The sequence below is a fragment of the Pseudomonas sp. ADAK2 TE3594 genome, assembly GCF_053628675.1.
On the sequence record NZ_JBRJGV010000001.1, the window covers coordinates 4,662,461 to 4,682,120 of the forward strand.

Consider the following 19,660-nt stretch of genomic DNA (forward strand, 5'->3'; position numbering starts at 1 on the left):
ATCGTGCATAGCCAGCAGAAATGTGCCTTGGCGCTTTCATGCCTGCGTAGGTCGGACTGCCCATGTTAACCTTGCGCCCATCGCGGAAAAGCCGGGCCGATGCCCCTCCTTTGCCCTACACCTTTCAACGAGTTTTCCTGAATTTCCGATGAATAAAGCCATTTCCGATCTGTCCTCCCACACCCCGATGATGCAGCAGTACTGGCGCCTGAAGAACCAGCACCCTGACCAGCTGATGTTCTATCGCATGGGCGACTTCTACGAGATCTTCTATGAAGACGCGAAGAAGGCCGCCAAGTTGCTGGACATCACCCTGACGGCTCGTGGGCAATCGGCGGGGCAGGCGATTCCGATGTGTGGGATTCCTTACCACGCCGCGGAAGGTTACCTGGCGAAACTGGTGAAGCTCGGCGAGTCGGTGGTGATTTGTGAGCAGGTCGGCGACCCGGCCACCAGTAAAGGCCCGGTGGATCGTCAGGTAGTGCGGATCATTACCCCCGGTACTGTCAGCGATGAAGCGCTGCTGGATGAACGTCGGGATAACCTGATCGCAGCGGTGCTGGGTGATGAGCGTCTGTTCGGTCTGGCGGTGCTGGACATTACCAGCGGCAACTTCACCGTGCTGGAGATCAAGGGCTGGGAAAATCTGCTGGCGGAACTGGAGCGGGTCAATCCGGTAGAGCTGATGATCCCGGACGACTGGCCGAAAGACCTGCCGGCGGAAAAACGTCGCGGGGTTCGTCGCCGTGCGCCGTGGGATTTCGAGCGCGACTCGGCGCTGAAAAGTCTTTGTCAGCAGTTTTCTACCCAAGACCTGAAAGGTTTCGGCTGCGAGAACCTGACCCTGGCCATCGGCGCTGCTGGCTGCCTGCTCAGCTACGCCAAGGAAACCCAGCGCACTGCCCTGCCGCATTTGCGCAGCCTGCGTCATGAACGCCTGGACGACACCGTGGTGCTGGATGGCGCGAGCCGTCGCAACCTGGAACTGGACACCAACCTGGCCGGCGGTCGCGACAACACCTTGCAATCGGTGGTCGACCGCTGCCAGACCGCCATGGGCAGCCGCTTGCTGACTCGCTGGCTGAACCGTCCGCTGCGGGATTTGACCGTATTGCTGGCGCGTCAGAGTTCGATCACCTGCCTGCTCGACGGTTACCGCTTCGAAAAACTGCAACCGCAGCTCAAGGAAATCGGCGACATCGAGCGGATTCTGGCGCGGATCGGCCTGCGTAATGCCCGTCCTCGTGACTTGGCGCGTCTGCGCGATGCCCTCGGTGCACTGCCAGAGTTGCAGGTAGCGATGGCCGAGCTTGAAGCCCCGCACATCATTCAACTGGCGGCGACCACCAGCACCTATCCGGAACTGGCGGCGTTGCTGGAAAAAGCCATCATCGACAACCCGCCCGCAGTCATCCGTGACGGCGGCGTGTTGAAAACCGGTTACGACAGCGAACTCGACGAACTGCAATCGCTCAGCGAAAACGCCGGGCAATTCCTGATTGATCTCGAAGCGCGTGAGAAGGCCCGCACCGGCCTGTCGCACTTGAAGGTCGGCTACAACCGAATTCACGGCTACTTCATCGAGCTGCCGAGCAAGCAGGCCGAATCGGCACCGGCGGACTATATCCGTCGCCAGACCCTCAAAGGTGCCGAGCGCTTCATCACGCCGGAGCTAAAGGCGTTCGAAGACAAGGCGCTGTCGGCCAAGAGTCGCGCCCTGGCCCGCGAGAAGATGCTCTACGAAGCGTTGCTCGAAGACTTGATCGCCCAGCTGCCACCCTTGCAAGACACGGCCGCCGCATTGGCCGAGCTGGACGTGCTGAGCAACCTCGCCGAGCGCGCACTGAATCTGGACCTGAACTGCCCGCGCTTCGTCAGCGAGCCGTGCATGCGCATCACCCAGGGTCGTCACCCGGTGGTCGAGCAAGTACTCACCACGCCGTTCGTGGCCAATGACCTGAGCCTTGACGACAATACCCGCATGCTGGTGATCACCGGTCCGAACATGGGTGGTAAATCCACCTACATGCGTCAGACCGCGTTGATCGTGCTACTGGCACATATCGGCAGTTTCGTGCCGGCGGCCAGTTGCGAATTGTCCTTGGTGGACCGAATCTTCACCCGAATCGGTTCCAGCGATGACTTGGCGGGCGGGCGGTCGACCTTCATGGTTGAAATGAGCGAAACCGCAAACATCCTGCACAACGCCACCGAGCGCAGCCTGGTGCTGATGGACGAAGTCGGTCGCGGCACCAGCACCTTCGACGGTCTGTCCCTGGCCTGGGCCGCTGCCGAGCGTCTGGCGCACCTACGGGCCTACACACTGTTCGCTACCCACTATTTCGAACTGACAGTACTGCCAGAAGCCCAGCCACTGGTGGCCAACGTGCACCTCAATGCCACCGAACACAACGAACGCATCGTGTTCCTGCACCACGTGTTGCCTGGGCCTGCCAGCCAGAGCTATGGCCTGGCGGTTGCGCAGTTGGCCGGTGTGCCGAGCGAAGTGATCGTGCGTGCTCGTGAGCATCTGAGCCGACTGGAATCCACGGCGCTGCCTCATGAAGTTCCGAAGCCGGCCAAAGGCAAACCGGTCACGCCACAGCAGAGCGACATGTTCGCCAGCCTGCCGCATCCGGTGCTGGATGAACTGGCCAAACTTGATCTGGACGACATAACACCGCGTCGTGCACTCGAAATGCTCTATACACTAAAGACACGGATCTAACGCACTTGCCTGCAAGCTGTTAGAATCTCGCGCGGTTTGGGATGCTGCAGGCTAATAGCCTGACCTGCAGACTATCGCTCTCAAACCTGGCGACCCCAACGTGAAGGGGCTCCGCTGCCGCCGCCTGAGGAGAAAATTAGAAATGACCTTCGTCGTCACCGACAACTGCATCAAGTGCAAGTACACCGACTGCGTAGAAGTCTGTCCGGTGGACTGCTTTTACGAAGGCCCGAACTTCCTGGTGATTCACCCGGATGAGTGCATCGACTGCGCACTGTGCGAACCAGAATGCCCTGCCGTGGCCATCTTCTCCGAAGATGAAGTTCCGGAAGATATGCAGGAATTCATTCAGCTGAACGTTGAGCTGGCGGAAATCTGGCCCAACATCACCGAGAAGAAAGAATCGTTGCCCGATGCCGAAGAGTGGGATGGCGTCAAAGGCAAGATCAAAGACCTCGAACGCTGATTACCCCCGCGTTCTCGAAAAGGCCCCTTGTGGGCCTTTTTGCTTTTCCAAAGATCTTTTGCTTTTCTGCAGGCAAAAAAAAGGGGCGGTATGACCCGCCCACATTTTTTCCCTATTCCTTGTGTTCCTTTTCATCGTCCTGATGAATCGCTTCCTGCGATATCCATTCCCCTCATCCTTGAAGGGCGTGTCTATCCGTCGACACAGTTCAGATACTAGAGAATTCCCCACCAAGAGCAATCGGCCTTTGTCGCTGAAATCGCCTGTCACATGCCGTTAATCTAAAAATATATTCATATAAATCAACAAGATAAATAAACACCACAGGTTAAATAGACAACTGCCAGGGTGTAAAAATAACGAACACTTACGAAAGAGTAAGCAAAGACTTACAGCACGAGACTACAAACCTGAGGTGGTGCAAAAAACAACGCACCTCCCATATTCCCGGCAACAAAAAGCCCCAAACCAGTTGGGGCTTTCTGTACCGGCTGAACGAATTGCTTATTGGAACAGCGACTCGCTCGACAGGCCGTTTTTCTCGAGAATTTCCCGAAGCCGCTTGAGGCCTTCAACCTGGATTTGCCTGACCCGCTCCCGGGTCAAGCCGATTTCCAGGCCTACGTCTTCAAGTGTGCTGCTCTCGTGACCTCGCAAGCCGAAGCGGCGTACGACCACCTCGCGTTGCTTGTCGGTCAGCTCCGAGAGCCACTGATCGATGCTCTGTGACAGGTCGTCGTCCTGCAACAGTTCGCATGGATCGGTCGGGCGGTCGTCGGTAAGGGTGTCCAGCAGGGTTTTATCCGAATCCGGACCCAGCGAGACGTCGACCGAAGAAACCCGCTCGTTCAGGCCGAGCATGCGCTTGACCTCGCCTACCGGTTTCTCCAGCAGGTTGGCGATTTCTTCGGGTGAGGGTTCGTGATCGAGCTTTTGAGTCAGCTCCCGCGCAGCTCGCAAGTACACGTTGAGCTCTTTGACCACATGGATCGGCAACCGGATGGTCCGGGTCTGATTCATGATCGCGCGCTCGATGGTCTGACGAATCCACCAGGTGGCGTAGGTCGAAAAGCGGAATCCACGTTCGGGATCGAACTTTTCTACTGCCCGGATCAAGCCGAGGTTGCCCTCTTCGATCAGGTCCAGCAGCGACAGCCCACGATTGACGTAACGCCGGGCGATTTTCACCACCAGCCGCAGGTTGCTTTCAATCATGCGCTTGCGTCCGGCCGGATCGCCACTTTGCGACAAGCGCGCAAAATGAACTTCTTCCTCCGGGGAGAGCAATGGGGAAAAGCCGATTTCGTTGAGGTACAGCTGAGTGGCATCGAGTGCCCGTGTGTAGTCGATGTACTTGTGTTGCTTAAGCGAAGCGGAGTGTTTGGATTTGGCACGAACGGAAGGTGGTGCATCCCCTTCATCATTCGACATCGAATCCGTGGCGATGCCGGTCTCCATCAGGAGAACCTCATCGTCGATGTCAAACTCCGGCACTTCTTTACTGAGAGCCATTGTTATAGTCCTTTGGTGAGTTCGACCTCAAGCTCAAGCGGCGCCTTGATCCTTGGCAACGCTGGAGCCTGTTCCCTCTACGTGACGGAACAGGCTGGCTAACAAATCAACGACGTGGCAGGAATTGCAGCGGATCTACAGGTTTACCTTGTCGGCGAATCTCAAAATGCAGTTTCACCCGGTCTGTACCCGTTGACCCCATTTCGGCAATTGTCTGTCCGACTTTGACCTGCTGCCCCTCCCGAACCAACAGCCTGCGGTTATGTCCGTAGGCACTGACGTAGGTATCGCTGTGTTTGATGATGACTAATTCGCCGTAGCCCCTTAAGCCACTCCCGGCGTATACCACCGTCCCATCAGACGCAGCTAAAACAGGCTGTCCCAAATCTCCGGCGATATCAATTCCTTTATTCAAACTACCGTTTGAAGAGAATTTACCAATCAGAATGCCATTAGAAGGCCACCCCCAGCCCGTCGGGGCCGGACCGGCGGGAGGCAGTGGCGCGGGTGCCGGCTTGTTGGCGACGGACGGTGCAAGCACTGTTGTAGTGGTCGTCGCGCCATTTGCCTGGCGCCGAATGACTGTGGTTTTACTCGACGACGAAGGCGAGGAACTGGACGAACTCACTACCGCCGTCGGCGTTGAACCGCTGCGACCGTCGAAGCGAATTGTCTGACCCGGATGGATCGTGTAAGGCGTAGGAATGTTGTTCCGTGCCGCGAGGGCTTTGTAGTCCCAACCGTAGCGAAAAGCGATGGAGAACAACGTGTCCTTGGGGCGGACAACGTACTGTCCGGTGGTCACGGCCGGACGCTGGGCGACCGCGTTGTTGCGATCGACGACGCTCGCACTACCTGATTTGGTGCTGGAACAACCAACCAGCAAGGTACTCAAGACAAGGCCAGTCACCAGACGCTGAAAGCTCGATATACCCATTCGCTGCGCAATGACTGTGAGACTCACCCGCCGCTCCCTTTGTGGTGGCTGAAAATATGGATTGCCGTGCTCAGGCACGAAATGTCGCAAGTATAACGGGCCGAACAGGCTTTACCTTTAATGAAGCGAATTCGCTTCGCGCACACGTTTGCTGCCTGACGATGAATTCTGTTTAACCAATCGATGCCGCTGTAAGACCCGGGCAATCGAAGAGAATTCAGCGTGCTTAAACAAATGCTCAGGCCAACGGCCCATTGAGCAATGGCACAAAGCGCACAGCCCCCAGAACACGTCTGGAAAAGCCCTGTTCTTCACGGATGATCAACATCAATTGTTGAACTTCACCGGAGCCGACCGGAATCACCAGTCGCCCACCCGGTGCCAACTGATCGAGCAGTGCCTGAGGCACGTCGGTGGCCACGGCGGTGACGATGATGCCGTTGTATGGCGCCAGTGCCGGCCAGCCTTCCCAACCATCGCCCCAGCGAAACACCACGTTGCGCAGGTTCAGCTCCACCAGGCGCTCCTTGGCCCGGTCTTGCAGAACCTTGATGCGCTCCACGGAAAAAACCCGCTCGACCAATTGCGACAGCACGGCCGTCTGGTAACCCGAACCGGTGCCGATTTCCATCACCTTGTCCAACGGACCGGCCTCCAGCAACAGCTCGCTCATGCGAGCCACCATATAAGGCTGGGAAATGGTCTGGTTATGCCCGATCGGCAACGCTGTATCTTCATAGGCGCGATGAGCCAGCGCCTCATCGACGAACAGATGACGCGGGGTGCGGCGGATGACTTCCAGCACCTTGGCGTTGGATATTCCCTCTTCATAGAGGCGCTGAATCAGACGCTCACGGGTCCGTTGGGAGGTCATCCCGATACCGCGATGCAGAATATGGTCTTGTTCACGAGACATTAACGCAGACCCTCCAGCCAGCCATCGAGACTTCTGAAGGCATCATTAAAGGTGCGGTCCAGTTGCAGTGGCGTGATTGAAACATAGCCTTGCATCACCGCATGGAAATCGGTACCCGGGCCACCATCTTCAGCGTCCCCCGCCGCGGCGATCCAGTAACCGGATTTACCACGCGGGTCGACCACTTTCATCGGTGCCGCGGCGCGGGCGCGATGGCCGAGGCGGGTCAGCTGAATACCGCGGATGTGCTCCAGCGGCAAGTTGGGAATGTTCACGTTCAGTACCGTGCGCGGTGGCAGATCAAGGTCCGCGTGAGCCTCTACCAGTTTGCGCGCAAAATAAGCGGCTGTGGGAAGGTTCTCTACTTGCCGTGAGACGAGCGAAAAGGCAAACGAAGGACGCCCAAGGAAACGTCCCTCGAGGGCCGCCGCCACGGTGCCGGAATACAGCACATCATCCCCCAGGTTGGCCCCCAGGTTGATGCCGGAAACCACCATGTCCGGCTCGAGCTCCAGCAAGCCGTTAAGGCCCAGGTGCACGCAGTCGGTGGGTGTGCCGTTGAGGCTGATAAAGCCATTGGCCAGAGTTTGCGGGTGCAACGGACGATCGAGCGTCAGCGAGCTGCTGGCGCCGCTTTTGTCCTGGTCCGGGGCGATAACCACACATTCGGTGTAATCCGCCAGCGCAGCATAAAGCGCGGCGAGACCGGGTGCAGTTACCCCATCGTCGTTAGAAATCAGAATACGCATGGGCTGTCCGTCTGCCCCACCGGCACCAGATCGACGAGTTCACGCACCAATACGGTGGCGAAGCATCCGGCCGGCAGGACGAATTCCAGTTGCAGAATGTCAGGTTCGGGATAATGCCACGTCAACCCACCAATGGGCAGCCGCAGGATGCGACGTTCGTGGCTCATTCCGGCGTTAATCAACCAATCGCGCAGATCCGCTTCGCGCACGGCGATTGCCTGCTCCAGTTCATGGACAGCGCCTGACGTCGGCGAGTCACCTTCGCCCCACTGCGGGCCGGTCGGGTGCAGGTCGAGAATCGCCAGACGAGGGTCGCTGCATTCGGCCTCACCGGCCGGGAAGAAACTGCGGCTGTCGGTGAACGCCAGCAGATCGCCCACCTGAGCGCGCTGCCAAGTGCCATCGGCGACGCGCGCCGCCAACACTTGATTGAACAGAAAGCTGCGTGCGGTGGAGAGCAGCCGCGAACGTACATTGCGTTGTTCCGGCAGGGCCTTGCGCGCCGCCCAGGCACGAGCATCGACCACGTTACCGCCGTCAAAGCCGAAACGCTGGGCGCCGAAATAATTGGGAATACCTTGCTTGGCGATCAGTTGCAGACGCTCTTCGATCGCCGCCTTGTCACCGGCGAACTGGGTCAAGCGCAAGGTGAAACCGTTGGCCGAGTGGGCACCGCGTTGCAGTTTGCGTTTATGCCGACCGGTCTTGAGGATTTTCAGCGTGTCGTTTTCCGCCGCCGACAGATCAGGATCGGCCTTGCCTGGCAGTTGCACGCTGAACCACTGGCGAGTCAGCGCCTGACGGTCCTTGAGGCCGGCATAGCTGACGGTGCGCAACGGCACACCCGCCGCCTTGGCGATGCGCCGTGCCGCTTCTTCGGTATTCAGGCCGCGCTTTTCCACCCAGATCCACAGGTGTTCGCCATCACCACTGAGGGGGATATCAAGCACCTCATCGACCTGAAAATCTTCCGCTGTAGCTTTCAGTACCGCGGTACCGAGAGCCTCACCATAGGCCCGGGGGCCAAGCAATTGCAGATCGTTCATGCGCGCAGCAACAGGGCAACGGAGTGCACGGCAATGCCTTCTTCGCGACCGACAAAGCCGAGCTTTTCGGTGGTGGTAGCTTTCACGTTCACTTGATCCAACTCAACTTGAAGATCCGCGGCAATCAGCGCGCGCATCGATTCGATATGCGGGGCCATTTTCGGGGCCTGGGCGACGATGGTGTTATCGACGTTGCCGACTTTCCAGCCCTTGGCGTGGATCAGCGCGACAACGTGACGCAGCAGCACACGGCTGTCGGCGCCCTTGAATTGCGGGTCGGTGTCCGGGAAGTGCTTGCCGATATCACCCAGCGCGGCAGCGCCGAGCAAGGCATCGCTCAAGGCGTGCAGCAGGACGTCACCGTCGGAGTGAGCGAGCAGCCCGAAGCCGTGTGCAATACGCACGCCGCCCAGAGTAATGAAATCGCCTTCAGCGAAACGGTGCACATCATAGCCGTGGCCAATACGCATAAAAAAACGCCCCGATTTTTGTCAGGGCGTGATTCTACCTGCTTTGTCGGACATTAGGCGCTTAGCGCGCGCGCATGATGTTGCAGGTGGTCGTCAATGAAGCTGGCGATGAAGAAATAACTGTGGTCGTAGCCCGGTTGCAGACGCAACGTCAGCGGATGCCCCGCCAGTTTGGCGGCCTGTTGCAAGGCTTCAGGCTTGAGCTGGGTGGCCAGGAAATCATCGCGATCACCCTGATCGACCAGCAACGGCAGCTTCTCGTCAGCCTCGGCGATCAATGCACAGGCATCCCATTCGCGCCACTTCGAACGGTCTTCTCCCAAGTAACGGGAAAAGGCTTTCTGGCCCCAAGGGCAATCCATTGGATTGTTGATCGGCGAGAACGCCGACACCGACAGATAACGCCCCGGATTGCGCAACGCACAGACCAACGCGCCATGGCCGCCCATGGAGTGACCACTGATGCCACGCTTGTCCGATGTCGGGAAATGCTCTTCGACCAATGCCGGCAATTCCTGCACGACATAGTCATGCATCCGATAGTGCCGGGACCAGGGTTCCTGAGTGGCATTCAGATAAAAACCGGCACCGAGACCGAAGTCCCAGGCGCCATCTGGATCACCCGGCACATCAGGACCGCGAGGGCTGGTGTCCGGTGCGACGATGATCAGCCCAAGCTCGGCAGCCATGCGCATGGCGCCGGCCTTTTGCATGAAGTTCTCGTCGGTGCAGGTCAGGCCAGACAACCAGTACAGCACCGGCAGTTTGCCGCCCTGCTCTGCTTGTGGCGGCAGGTACACGGCAAACACCATGTCGCAACCGAGCACGTCGGAGCGGTGCCGGTAGCGCTTGTGCCAGCCACCGAAGCTTTTCTGGCAGGAGATATTTTCCAGGCTCATGACCGACCTCAGAAATGGATGACGCTACGGATGCTTTTGCCTTCATGCATCAGGTCAAACGCCTTGTTGATATCTTCCAGGCCCATCGTATGGGTGATGAAGGTATCCAGCGGAATCTCGCCGGTCTGGGCCATTTCAACATAGCTCGGCAACTCGGAACGCCCGCGCACACCACCGAACGCCGAGCCGCGCCAGACGCGACCGGTCACCAGTTGGAATGGACGGGTGGAGATTTCCTGACCGGCACCGGCCACGCCGATGATCACCGACTCACCCCAACCTTTGTGGCAGCACTCAAGTGCAGCACGCATCAACTGGACGTTGCCGATGCACTCGAAGGAAAAGTCGACGCCACCATCAGTCATGTCGACGATCACTTCCTGAATCGGACGATCGAAGTCTTTCGGGTTTACACAATCGGTCGCGCCCAATTGCTTGGCGATCTCGAACTTGGCCGGGTTGATGTCAATGGCGATGATCCGCCCTGCCTTGGCTTTGACCGCGCCAATCACAGCCGACAGACCGATACCGCCCAGACCGAAGATGGCGACGGTATCGCCCGGCTTGACCTTGGCGGTGTTGATTACCGCGCCGATGCCAGTGGTGACGCCACAACCCAGCAGGCAGACTTTTTCCAGTGGTGCTTCTTTCGGAATTTTGGCGACGGAGATTTCCGGCAGCACGGTGTACTCGGAGAAAGTCGAGGTGCCCATGTAGTGGAAAATTGTTTCGCCCTTGTAGGAAAAACGCGAAGTGCCATCTGGCATCAGGCCTTTACCCTGAGTCGCACGAATCGCCTGGCAGAGGTTGGTTTTGCCCGACAGGCAGAATTTGCACTTGCCACATTCCGGGGTGTACAGCGGGATCACATGGTCGCCGACCGCAACCGAAGTCACGCCCTCGCCGATCGCTTCGACCACCGCGCCACCTTCGTGCCCCAGGATCGACGGGAAGATACCTTCCGGGTCCGCGCCCGAGAGGGTGTAGGCATCGGTATGGCAGACACCGGAGGCGACTACGCGCAGCAAGACTTCACCGGCCTTGGGCATGGCGACATCGACTTCAACGATTTCGAGGGGTTTCTTGGCCTCGAAGGCAACGGCGGCGCGCGACTTGATCATGCTGACTCTCCAGTGAATAAAAACGAGACAAAGAGTGTAATACAGCGCCCAGCGATGAATAATCAGGGCAAATGCAAAATATTATTGCTGTACAGGGACAATCTTCATGTCAGAGAACCGCTGGGAAGGCATCGATGAATTCGTCGCCGTGGCCGAGTGCAGCCAATTCACCGCCGCGGCTGAGCGTCTTGGGGTGTCTTCCTCTCACATCAGTCGCCAAATCGTACGGCTGGAAGAGCGCCTGCAAACCCGTTTGCTCTATCGCAGCACCCGCCGGGTCACACTGACCGAGGCCGGGCAAACCTTTTTGCAGCATTGCCAGCGTTTGCAGGACGGTCGCGAAGAAGCCTTGCGCGCTGTCGGCGACCTGACCAGCGAACCCAAGGGCATGCTGCGCATGACCTGCGCCGTGGCCTATGGCGAACGATTCATCGTGCCACTGGTGACTCGCTTCATGGGGCTGTATCCACAACTGCGCGTCGACATCGAGCTGAGCAACCGACCGCTCGATCTGGTGCATGAAGGGCTGGACCTGGCCATCCGCCTCGGTCGCCTGCAGGATTCAAGATTGGTCGCGACGCGCCTGGCGCCACGGCGCATGTACCTGTGCGCCTCGCCGTCCTACCTGGAACGGTATGGGCGCCCACACAGCTTGTCGGAACTGAGTCGCCATAATTGCCTCATTGGCAGCTCGGATATCTGGCAGCTGGAACAGAACGGGCGGGAATTTTCCCAACGCGTACAGGGAAACTGGCGCTGCAACAGTGGGCAGGCGGTGCTGGATGCCGCGCTACAAGGGGTTGGGTTGTGTCAGTTGCCGGATTACTACGTGCTGGAACACCTGAAAAACGGCGAATTGATTTCGCTACTGGAAGCCCACCAACCGCCGAACACCGCCGTATGGGCGCTTTACCCACAGCAACGGCATCTGTCGCCGAAAGTGCGCAAGTTGGTGGATTATTTGAAGGAAGGGTTGGCTGAACGGCCGGAGTATCGGGTTTGAGATTTTAGCGGCGGTTAGCCCAACGCTGGCGCAACCATTCAAGATCTTCGGGTCGAGTGACTTTGATGTTATCGGATCGCCCTTCAATCAGGCGCGGCGCCTGGCCCGACCATTCCATGGCCGAGGCTTCATCGGTGATGACAACATCCGCCACCAGACTGTCCGCCAATGCCCGATGCAACGCGCCAAGGCGAAACATTTGCGGCGTATAGGCCTGCCAGATCACACTGCGATCCACCGTTTCCAGCACGCGCCCATGCTTGTCGACCCGCTTGAGGGTGTCGCGCGCAGGCACCGCCAATAGACCGCCAACCGGATCATCAGCCAGCTCACTGAGCAATTTATCGAGATCATCACGCGCCAGATTCGGTCGTGCAGCATCGTGAACCAACACCCAATCCTCATCGTCAGCGCCCAGCGCATGCAAATGCAGCAACGCATTGAGCACCGACCCGGAACGTTCGACGCCGCCTTCAACCCGCTGAATACGCGGATCGGCAGCACAGGCCAGGTTCGGCCAGTAAGGATCGTCGATAGCAAGACTGACCACCAACCCCTTCAGGGCAGGATGATCGAGGAAACAGCCGAGGCTGTGTTCGAGAATAGTGCGCCCGCCCAACTGCAAGTATTGCTTGGGACGGTCCGCGGCCATACGGGCACCGACGCCCGCGGCAGGAATCACGGCCCAGAAGGCCGGTAACGAATTAATCATTGGGCCAACTGGTAAAGGGTTTCACCGTCCTTGACCATGCCCAACTCATGACGAGCCCGTTCTTCAACGGTCTCCATGCCCTTTTTCAATTCGCTGACTTCGGCGTCCATCACCCGATTGCGCTCCAGCAACGCCTCGTTCTCGGCGTGTTGATCCGCAATCTGCTGCTTCAGCTCGGCGACTTGCGCCAGACTGCCATTACCCACCCACAGGCGGTACTGCAGGCCGGCCAGCAGCAAGAGCAAGACGAGGAACAACCAATTGGGACTGCGCATCGAATATCAGGTATCCAGTGAAAAAAGACAGCCATGCCAAAACTTTGAAGCTTCTGATAGCACGAAGCCTGGAAGAACCAGGCTTGTGCTCTTAAGGCATCAGATTAGTGGCAAATCCATCGCTGCTGCGATTTTTCCGACACAATCCGGTGTCTTTTTATCGTTTACCACTCAGCCGCGGAATTCGCTACGACCGTTGTACTTGGCTTTGCCATTCAACTGCTCTTCGATACGCAGCAGTTGGTTGTACTTGGAAACGCGGTCGGAACGGCACAGGGAGCCGGTCTTGATCTGGCCAGCCGCAGTGCCCACAGCCAGGTCGGCAATGGTCGAATCTTCGGTTTCGCCGGAGCGGTGCGAGATCACGGCGGTGTAACCAGCGGCCTTGGCCATCTGGATGGCTTCCAGGGTTTCGGTCAGGGTGCCGATCTGGTTGAACTTGATCAGGATCGAGTTGGCGATCTTTTTATCGATGCCTTCTTTCAGGATCTTGGTGTTGGTCACGAACAGGTCGTCGCCCACCAGCTGAGTCTTCTCGCCGATCTTGTCGGTGAGGATTTTCCAGCCAGCCCAGTCGGACTCGTCCAGACCGTCTTCGATGGAGATGATCGGGTAACGCTCGGTCAGACCTTTCAGGTAATCGGCGAAACCTTCAGCGGTGAACACCTGGCCTTCGCCGGACAGGTTGTATTTACCGTCTTCGTAGAATTCGCTGGCTGCGCAGTCCAGCGCCAGGGTCACGTCGGTGCCCAGCTTGTAACCGGCGTTGGCCACGGCTTCGGAGATCACTTTCAAAGCGTCTTCGTTGGAGGCCAGGTTCGGCGCGAAACCACCTTCATCACCAACGGCAGTGCTCAGGCCACGAGCCTTCAGTACAGCTTTAAGGTGATGGAAAATCTCGGTGCCCATACGCAGACCTTCCGAGAAAGACTTGGCGCCTACTGGCTGAACCATGAATTCCTGGATGTCGACGTTGTTATCGGCGTGCTCGCCACCGTTGATGATGTTCATCATCGGAACCGGCATCGAGTAAACACCCGGGGTGCCGTTCAGGTTAGCGATGTGAGCGTACAGCGGCAGGTCCTGGTCCTGTGCTGCTGCCTTGGCCGCGGCCAGGGAAACGGCGAGGATCGCGTTGGCGCCCAGGGTCGCTTTGTTTTCGGTGCCGTCCAGCTTGATCATCGCGTGATCCAGCGCTTTCTGGTCGCTTGGGTCTGCACCCAGCAACAGGTCGCGGATCGGACCGTTGATGTTGGCGACGGCTTTCAGAACGCCTTTGCCCAGGTAACGGCTCTTGTCGCCATCACGCAGCTCGAGCGCTTCACGCGAGCCAGTGGAAGCACCGGATGGCGCGCAAGCGCTGCCGATGATGCCGTTATCGAGAAGCACGTCTGCTTCCACAGTGGGATTGCCACGGGAGTCGAGAACTTCACGACCTTTGATGTCGACGATTTTTGCCATTGTTGTGAACACTCCAAAGTTGACGAAAACGACGCAGCTGAAGGAAATCTTTATCGTCGGCAAGTGACAGACAGGAGGCAGGCTTGCGGACGACAAGGCTCAAGCCCGAGGGCCTGAGCGTTAAACCGTGCAGTACTTTACCGGAGAATCGGGGTTTACGCGGTTTCTACCGTCGGAAAACTTTTAACCAATTCGTCCAGTGCTTTGAGCTGGGCCAGGAATGGCTCCAGTTTGTCCAGACGCAGGGCGCAAGGGCCGTCGCATTTGGCGTTATCCGGATCCGGGTGGGCTTCAAGGAACAGCCCGGCCAGCGACTGGCTCATGCCGGCCTTGGCCAGGTCGGTGACCTGGGCACGACGACCGCCAGCGGAATCGGAGCGACCGCCAGGCATTTGCAGCGCGTGGGTCACGTCGAAGAACACCGGGTATTCGAACTGCTTCATGATGCCGAAGCCAAGCATGTCGACGACCAGGTTGTTGTAGCCGAAGCTCGAACCACGCTCACAGAGGATCAACTGATCGTTACCGGCTTCTACGCACTTGTTCAGGATGTGTTTCATTTCCTGAGGCGCAAGGAACTGGGCTTTCTTGATGTTGATCACCGCACCGGTCTTGGCCATCGCGACCACGAGGTCGGTCTGGCGCGACAGGAAGGCCGGCAACTGGATGATGTCGCAGACTTCAGCGACGACCGCGGCCTGATCAGGCTCATGGACGTCGGTGATGACCGGCACACCGAAGGCTTGCTTGATGTCCTGGAAAATCCGCATGCCCTCTTCCAGGCCGGGGCCACGGTAAGAGGTCACAGAAGAACGATTCGCCTTGTCGAAACTGGCCTTGAACACGTAAGGGATACCGAGTTTCTCGGTGACCTTTACGTACTCTTCGCAGACCTGCATCGCCATGTCGCGGCTTTCCAGCACGTTCATGCCACCGAACAGCACCATTGGCTTGTCGTTGGCAATCTCGATATCGCCTACGCGGATGATCTTCTGCGCCATCAGGTTTATGCCTTCTTCTGGTGTTGGGTCAAAGCAGCTTTGACGAAGCCGCTGAACAACGGGTGACCGTCACGTGGCGTCGAGGTGAACTCAGGGTGGAACTGGCAAGCGACGAACCATGGATGATCCGGCGCTTCGACCACTTCAACCAGCGCGCCATCACCGGAACGACCGGAGATTTTCAGACCGGCCTCGATGATTTGCGGCAGCAGGTTGTTGTTCACTTCGTAGCGATGACGGTGACGCTCGACGATCACATCCTTGGCATAGCAATCGTGCACCAGGGAACCTGGCTCAAGCAGGCAATCCTGAGCGCCAAGGCGCATGGTGCCGCCCAGGTCGGACGTTTCGGTGCGGGTTTCGACTGCGCCGGTGGCATCTTCCCACTCGGTGATCAGACCCACGACCGGGTGACCGCTGGTGCGATCGAACTCGGTGGAGTTGGCGTCTTTCCAGCCCATGACGTTACGAGCGAACTCGATAACGGCCACTTGCATGCCCAGGCAGATACCCAGGTACGGAACCTTGTTTTCGCGAGCGTATTGAACGGCAGTGATCTTGCCTTCAACGCCACGCAGACCGAAGCCGCCCGGTACCAGAATCGCGTCGACGCCTTCCAGCAGCGCGGTGCCCTGGTTTTCGATGTCTTCGGAATCGATGTAGCGCAGGTTGACCTTGGTGCGGTTGCTGATGCCGGCGTGACTCATCGCTTCGATCAGCGACTTGTAGGCGTCCAGCAGTTCCATGTACTTGCCGACCATCGCGATGGTGACTTCGTGCTCCGGGTTCAGCTTGGCATCAACCACCGCTTCCCACTCGGACAGATCGGCGCTGTCGCATTGCAAGCCGAAACGCTCGACGACGAAATCATCCAGGCCCTGGGAGTGCAGGATGCCCGGGATCTTGTAGATGGTATCGGCGTCTTCCAGCGCGATCACCGCACGTTCTTCAACGTTGGTGAACTGGGCGATCTTGCGACGCGAAGAGATGTCGATCGGGTGATCGGAACGGCACACCAGCACGTCTGGCTGCAGGCCAATGGAACGCAGTTCCTTGACCGAGTGCTGAGTCGGCTTGGTTTTGGTTTCGCCGGCAGTGGCGATGTACGGCACCAGCGTCAGGTGCATCAACATCGCGCGCTTGGCGCCGACTTCGAAACGCAATTGACGGATCGCTTCGAGGAACGGTTGCGACTCGATGTCACCCACGGTGCCACCGATCTCGACCATGGCCACGTCGGCATCGCCGGCGCCCTTGATGATCCGGCGCTTGATTTCGTCGGTGATGTGCGGGATCACCTGAATGGTTGCGCCCAGGTAATCACCACGGCGCTCTTTGCGCAGGACGTGTTCGTAGACACGGCCGGTGGTGAAGTTGTTGTTCTGGGTCATGGTCGTGCGGATGAACCGCTCGTAGTGGCCCAAGTCCAGGTCGGTCTCGGCGCCGTCGTGGGTGACGAACACTTCACCGTGCTGGAACGGGCTCATGGTGCCCGGGTCAACGTTGATGTACGGGTCCAGCTTCAGCATGGTGACCTTAAGTCCCCGCGCCTCCAGGATGGCCGCCAATGAAGCCGAGGCAATGCCTTTCCCCAATGAAGAAACAACACCGCCCGTGACGAATATGTAGCGCGTCATGAAAAACCCTAGAAGTCTGCGTTAAAGCGGTCCGAGCCGCCGGGGAAAGCGAAGGAAGGCCGAAGCCCCCGATCACCTGCATTAATCACAGTGCACCTTTCAAAAAAACCGCCGCGTTGGGACAGACCGGTAGATGAAACACCGGTAGGTTGCTCGCTACACATTTTTTGGAATCGCCCAGCAAAGACTGCTTGGTAATCGGCAACTCCTGCGATTCAGGCGAATCCACAGAAGTTGTATCAAGAAGGGAGCGTAGTCTACCGGAAAGCCCCTTTCAGCTCAAACCTTGATCTTCGATCAGCGGCTGCCAATGCAAATACCAGCCACCCTGCTCACCGCCATTTAGCCCCCGCACGTTCGCCACCGCCAGCAATTGCGGGCCTCTGTAGACCAGCGGCAATCTGCCACGGGCGAAGCCCGGCACACCGCTTTCGTTGAGCAAACGCTTCAAGTCACGGTGGCCGCGATCGGGCAGGTTCATGACCTCGCCTCCCTCACGATAGCGGATCTGCAGCGGGCCAACGGGGATCTGACCGGTAAACGTGAGTACGCCATTATCCGGCAACGCCAGTGATACCGAGGGATCAGCCCAAGACACCGGAGATGGCGGAGTGCGCAGCCAGCCACCAGACAACCACCAGAGACGCCCACCCGCGCGATGCAATTCACCCGTCGCCAGCCGCCAGACCGGACGCGCATCGCCGGTCGCATCGCGCAAATTCTCCCAACCCGACCAATGGTCACTGTCCGGCAGAGTCGTCAGCGGTTTGAGCCAATGACTTAGCGCATTGCGCTGACGCGCATCAGACAGTCTTTCCAGTGGTGCCAGCTCCAGCGACGGCAAGCCCAGCCAATCGAAATCACTGACCGTGGTGGCGTGGGCCAGATCGATTTGCGCCAATTCGTCGAGCAGTCCCTGCGCTTCGCTCAGATGCGCGGCACTGCGAGCCATGGTCGCCACCGCTTGCGGCCAGCGCGCAGTCAACACGGGGAACACCTGATGACGCAGATAATTGCGCGAGAACCGGTGGTCCTGGTTCGACGGATCCTCGATCCAGCCCAACTGATGTTCAGTCGCGTAGGCCTCAAGCTCGGCGCGAGTGACGTCGAGCAAGGGTCGCAGCAGATGCCCCCGACCCAAAGGACGTTCGCTCGGCATTCCCGACAAGCCTCTCACCCCTGCCCCACGCATCAGCCGAAACAACAGGGTTTCCGCCTGATCGTCACGGTGTTGGCCCGTGAGCAGCACTTCACCAGTATCAGTCGCGGCGATGAAGGCGCCATAACGCGCATCCCGCGCCGCACGCTCAAGGCTGGCGCCGGGTTCAACCTGAACACGCACGACTTCTAGCGGCACTCCCAGCGCATCACAGACCGACTGACAATGTTCCGGCCACGCATCAGCCGCAGCCTGAAGGCCGTGGTGGACATGGATGGCGCTCAGCGTCGGCAGGGATTGGGTTTTCGCAAGGTGCGCGAGAAGGTGCAGCAGGACGGTGGAGTCGAGACCACCGGAGAACGCGATGCGCCAGGTTATGGCTGTGCGCCAAGGTTTGAGATTCAGCAGGAGTCTGGTGGGCAAATCAATCATTGGCCGACTCATAGCGTTCCCTTTACACAAAACAAATGTGGGAGCGAGCCTGCTCGCGATAGCGGCATAACAGCCAACAGATTAGTTGAATGTTAAGCCGCCATCGCGAGCAGGCTCGCTCCCACATGGGTATAGCGAGGTCAGATCAGAGACCGTAGCTCATCAGACGCTCGTAACGACGGGCCAACAGCGCCTTGTTATCGAACTTCTTCAACATCGCCAGTTGCGAGCTCAGCTCGGCGCGAATCGAGGCAGCCGCAGCGGCCGGATCACGATGAGCGCCGCCCAATGGCTCGCCGATCACCTTATCGACAATGCCCAGGCCCTTCAGACGCTCGGCAGTGATGCCCATGGCTTCAGCAGCATCCGGCGCCTTCTCGGAAGTTTTCCACAGAATCGAAGCGCAACCTTCCGGCGAAATCACCGCGTAGGTCGAGTACTGCAGCATGTTCAGCTGATCGCAGACGCCGATCGCCAATGCACCACCGGAACCACCTTCACCGATCACGGTGGCAATGATTGGGGTTTTCAGGCGAGCCATGACGCGCAGGTTCCAGGCAATTGCTTCGCTCTGGTTGCGCTCTTCGGCGTCGATGCCAGGGTAAGCACCCGGAGTGTCGATGAAGGTCAGGATCGGCATTTTGAAACGCTCGGCCATTTCCATCAGACGGCACGCCTTGCGGTAGCCTTCCGGACGCGGCATGCCGAAGTTGCGGCGAACCTTCTCGCGCACTTCGCGGCCTTTCTGGTGGCCGATGATCATCACCGGCTGGTCGTCCAGACGGGCAATGCCGCCAACGATCGCAGCGTCGTCGGAGAAGTGACGGTCGCCGTGCAGTTCGTCGAACTCGGTGAAGATGTGTTCGATGTAGTCCAGGGTATACGGACGTTTCGGGTGACGCGCCAGACGTGCGATCTGCCAGCTGGTCAGCTTGCCGAAGATGTCTTCGGTCAGCGTGCTGCTCTTGTCCTGCAGGCGGGAGATCTCATCGCCGATATTCAGCGAATTGTCATTACCGACCAAGCGCAACTCTTCGATCTTGGCTTGCAGGTCGGCGATCGGCTGTTCGAAATCTAGAAAATTCGGGTTCATAGGCGTCCGTCTTGGGTCGACCTCCAAGAGAGCTTGGGCCGGC

The 19,660-nt window shown here is 58.6% G+C and carries 18 protein-coding genes; 3 read left to right on the top strand and 15 right to left on the bottom strand.

The genetic code is table 11. The features are described from left to right. The first annotated feature begins 160 nt into the window (after window positions 1–160). A complete protein-coding gene (gene mutS / locus AB7M22_RS20790; protein WP_177318844.1) occupies window positions 161–2,728 on the top strand; it encodes a DNA mismatch repair protein MutS in 2,568 nt (855 codons plus the stop codon). Between the two features lie 142 nt (window positions 2,729–2,870). After that, window positions 2,871–3,194 carry a ferredoxin FdxA gene (gene fdxA, locus AB7M22_RS20795; protein WP_003222178.1) on the top strand — a complete coding sequence of 108 codons (324 nt, stop codon included), beginning with the start codon at window positions 2,871–2,873 and terminating at the stop codon, window positions 3,192–3,194. A 504-nt stretch (window positions 3,195–3,698) separates the two neighbouring features. Here the strand turns inward: fdxA and rpoS are convergent. The 8 genes from rpoS to AB7M22_RS20835 form a co-directional block, all read right to left on the bottom strand. Next, on the bottom strand, window positions 3,699–4,706 hold the full coding sequence (gene rpoS, locus AB7M22_RS20800; RefSeq protein WP_007907200.1) for an RNA polymerase sigma factor RpoS: 1,008 nt from the start codon (window positions 4,704–4,706) through the stop codon (window positions 3,699–3,701). A gap of 106 nt (window positions 4,707–4,812) precedes the next feature. Then, entirely contained in the window at window positions 4,813–5,670 is an 858-nt protein-coding gene (locus AB7M22_RS20805) for a peptidoglycan DD-metalloendopeptidase family protein (RefSeq protein WP_007907198.1), read from the bottom strand. A 211-nt stretch (window positions 5,671–5,881) separates the two neighbouring features. Then, window positions 5,882–6,517: a protein-L-isoaspartate(D-aspartate) O-methyltransferase gene (locus AB7M22_RS20810; protein WP_177318845.1), complete on the bottom strand. Its 636-nt coding sequence runs from the start codon at window positions 6,515–6,517 to the stop codon at window positions 5,882–5,884. A 41-nt stretch (window positions 6,518–6,558) separates the two neighbouring features. Next, window positions 6,559–7,308 (bottom strand): 5'/3'-nucleotidase SurE, encoded by a 750-nt coding sequence (gene surE, locus AB7M22_RS20815; RefSeq protein ID WP_007907194.1) that lies wholly within the window; start codon window positions 7,306–7,308, stop codon window positions 6,559–6,561. Then, window positions 7,296–8,354 carry a tRNA pseudouridine(13) synthase TruD gene (gene truD / locus AB7M22_RS20820; protein WP_454187655.1) on the bottom strand — a complete coding sequence of 353 codons (1,059 nt, stop codon included), beginning with the start codon at window positions 8,352–8,354 and terminating at the stop codon, window positions 7,296–7,298. The genes surE and truD overlap by 13 nt, the downstream gene beginning before the upstream one ends. Continuing rightward, window positions 8,351–8,824 carry a 2-C-methyl-D-erythritol 2,4-cyclodiphosphate synthase gene (gene ispF / locus AB7M22_RS20825; protein ID WP_007907189.1) on the bottom strand — a complete coding sequence of 158 codons (474 nt, stop codon included), beginning with the start codon at window positions 8,822–8,824 and terminating at the stop codon, window positions 8,351–8,353. Before ispF ends, truD begins: the two co-directional genes overlap by 4 nt. Window positions 8,825–8,877: 53 nt before the next feature. Next, the gene (fghA, locus tag AB7M22_RS20830; RefSeq protein ID WP_454187656.1) at window positions 8,878–9,723 is read right to left on the bottom strand and encodes an S-formylglutathione hydrolase; all 846 of its coding nucleotides are present in this window, start codon (window positions 9,721–9,723) and stop codon (window positions 8,878–8,880) included. Between the two features lie 8 nt (window positions 9,724–9,731). Continuing rightward, window positions 9,732–10,844, bottom strand: a complete 1,113-nt coding sequence (locus AB7M22_RS20835; protein WP_454187657.1) for an S-(hydroxymethyl)glutathione dehydrogenase/class III alcohol dehydrogenase — start codon at window positions 10,842–10,844, stop codon at window positions 9,732–9,734. A gap of 106 nt (window positions 10,845–10,950) precedes the next feature. On the opposite strand from AB7M22_RS20835, the gene AB7M22_RS20840 reads away from it, so the two are divergent. Further along, window positions 10,951–11,847: a LysR substrate-binding domain-containing protein gene (locus tag AB7M22_RS20840; protein ID WP_007907183.1), complete on the top strand. Its 897-nt coding sequence runs from the start codon at window positions 10,951–10,953 to the stop codon at window positions 11,845–11,847. A gap of 4 nt (window positions 11,848–11,851) precedes the next feature. On the opposite strand, the gene ispD is transcribed toward AB7M22_RS20840, so the two are convergent. The 7 genes from ispD to AB7M22_RS20875 all read right to left on the bottom strand — a co-directional run bounded on the left by ispD (window position 11,852) and on the right by AB7M22_RS20875 (window position 19,617). Then, on the bottom strand, window positions 11,852–12,559 hold the full coding sequence (gene ispD / locus AB7M22_RS20845) for a 2-C-methyl-D-erythritol 4-phosphate cytidylyltransferase (RefSeq protein WP_454187658.1): 708 nt from the start codon (window positions 12,557–12,559) through the stop codon (window positions 11,852–11,854). Next, window positions 12,556–12,834 (bottom strand): cell division protein FtsB, encoded by a 279-nt coding sequence (gene ftsB, locus AB7M22_RS20850; protein WP_007907178.1) that lies wholly within the window; start codon window positions 12,832–12,834, stop codon window positions 12,556–12,558. The genes ispD and ftsB overlap by 4 nt, the downstream gene beginning before the upstream one ends. Before the next feature lie 171 nt (window positions 12,835–13,005). Then, window positions 13,006–14,295 carry a phosphopyruvate hydratase gene (gene eno, locus AB7M22_RS20855; RefSeq protein WP_007907175.1) on the bottom strand — a complete coding sequence of 430 codons (1,290 nt, stop codon included), beginning with the start codon at window positions 14,293–14,295 and terminating at the stop codon, window positions 13,006–13,008. 155 nt (window positions 14,296–14,450) lie between these two features. Further along, on the bottom strand, window positions 14,451–15,296 hold the full coding sequence (gene kdsA, locus AB7M22_RS20860) for a 3-deoxy-8-phosphooctulonate synthase (protein ID WP_007970708.1): 846 nt from the start codon (window positions 15,294–15,296) through the stop codon (window positions 14,451–14,453). 5 nt (window positions 15,297–15,301) lie between these two features. Further along, complete coding sequence (locus tag AB7M22_RS20865; RefSeq protein ID WP_007907172.1) at window positions 15,302–16,933, bottom strand: CTP synthase; 1,632 nt, start codon at window positions 16,931–16,933, stop codon at window positions 15,302–15,304. A gap of 274 nt (window positions 16,934–17,207) precedes the next feature. Continuing rightward, a complete protein-coding gene (gene tilS / locus AB7M22_RS20870; RefSeq protein WP_454187659.1) occupies window positions 17,208–18,536 on the bottom strand; it encodes a tRNA lysidine(34) synthetase TilS in 1,329 nt (442 codons plus the stop codon). Between the two features lie 133 nt (window positions 18,537–18,669). Then, a complete protein-coding gene (locus AB7M22_RS20875) occupies window positions 18,670–19,617 on the bottom strand; it encodes an acetyl-CoA carboxylase carboxyltransferase subunit alpha (protein ID WP_008010221.1) in 948 nt (315 codons plus the stop codon). Window positions 19,618–19,660 lie beyond the last annotated feature (43 nt).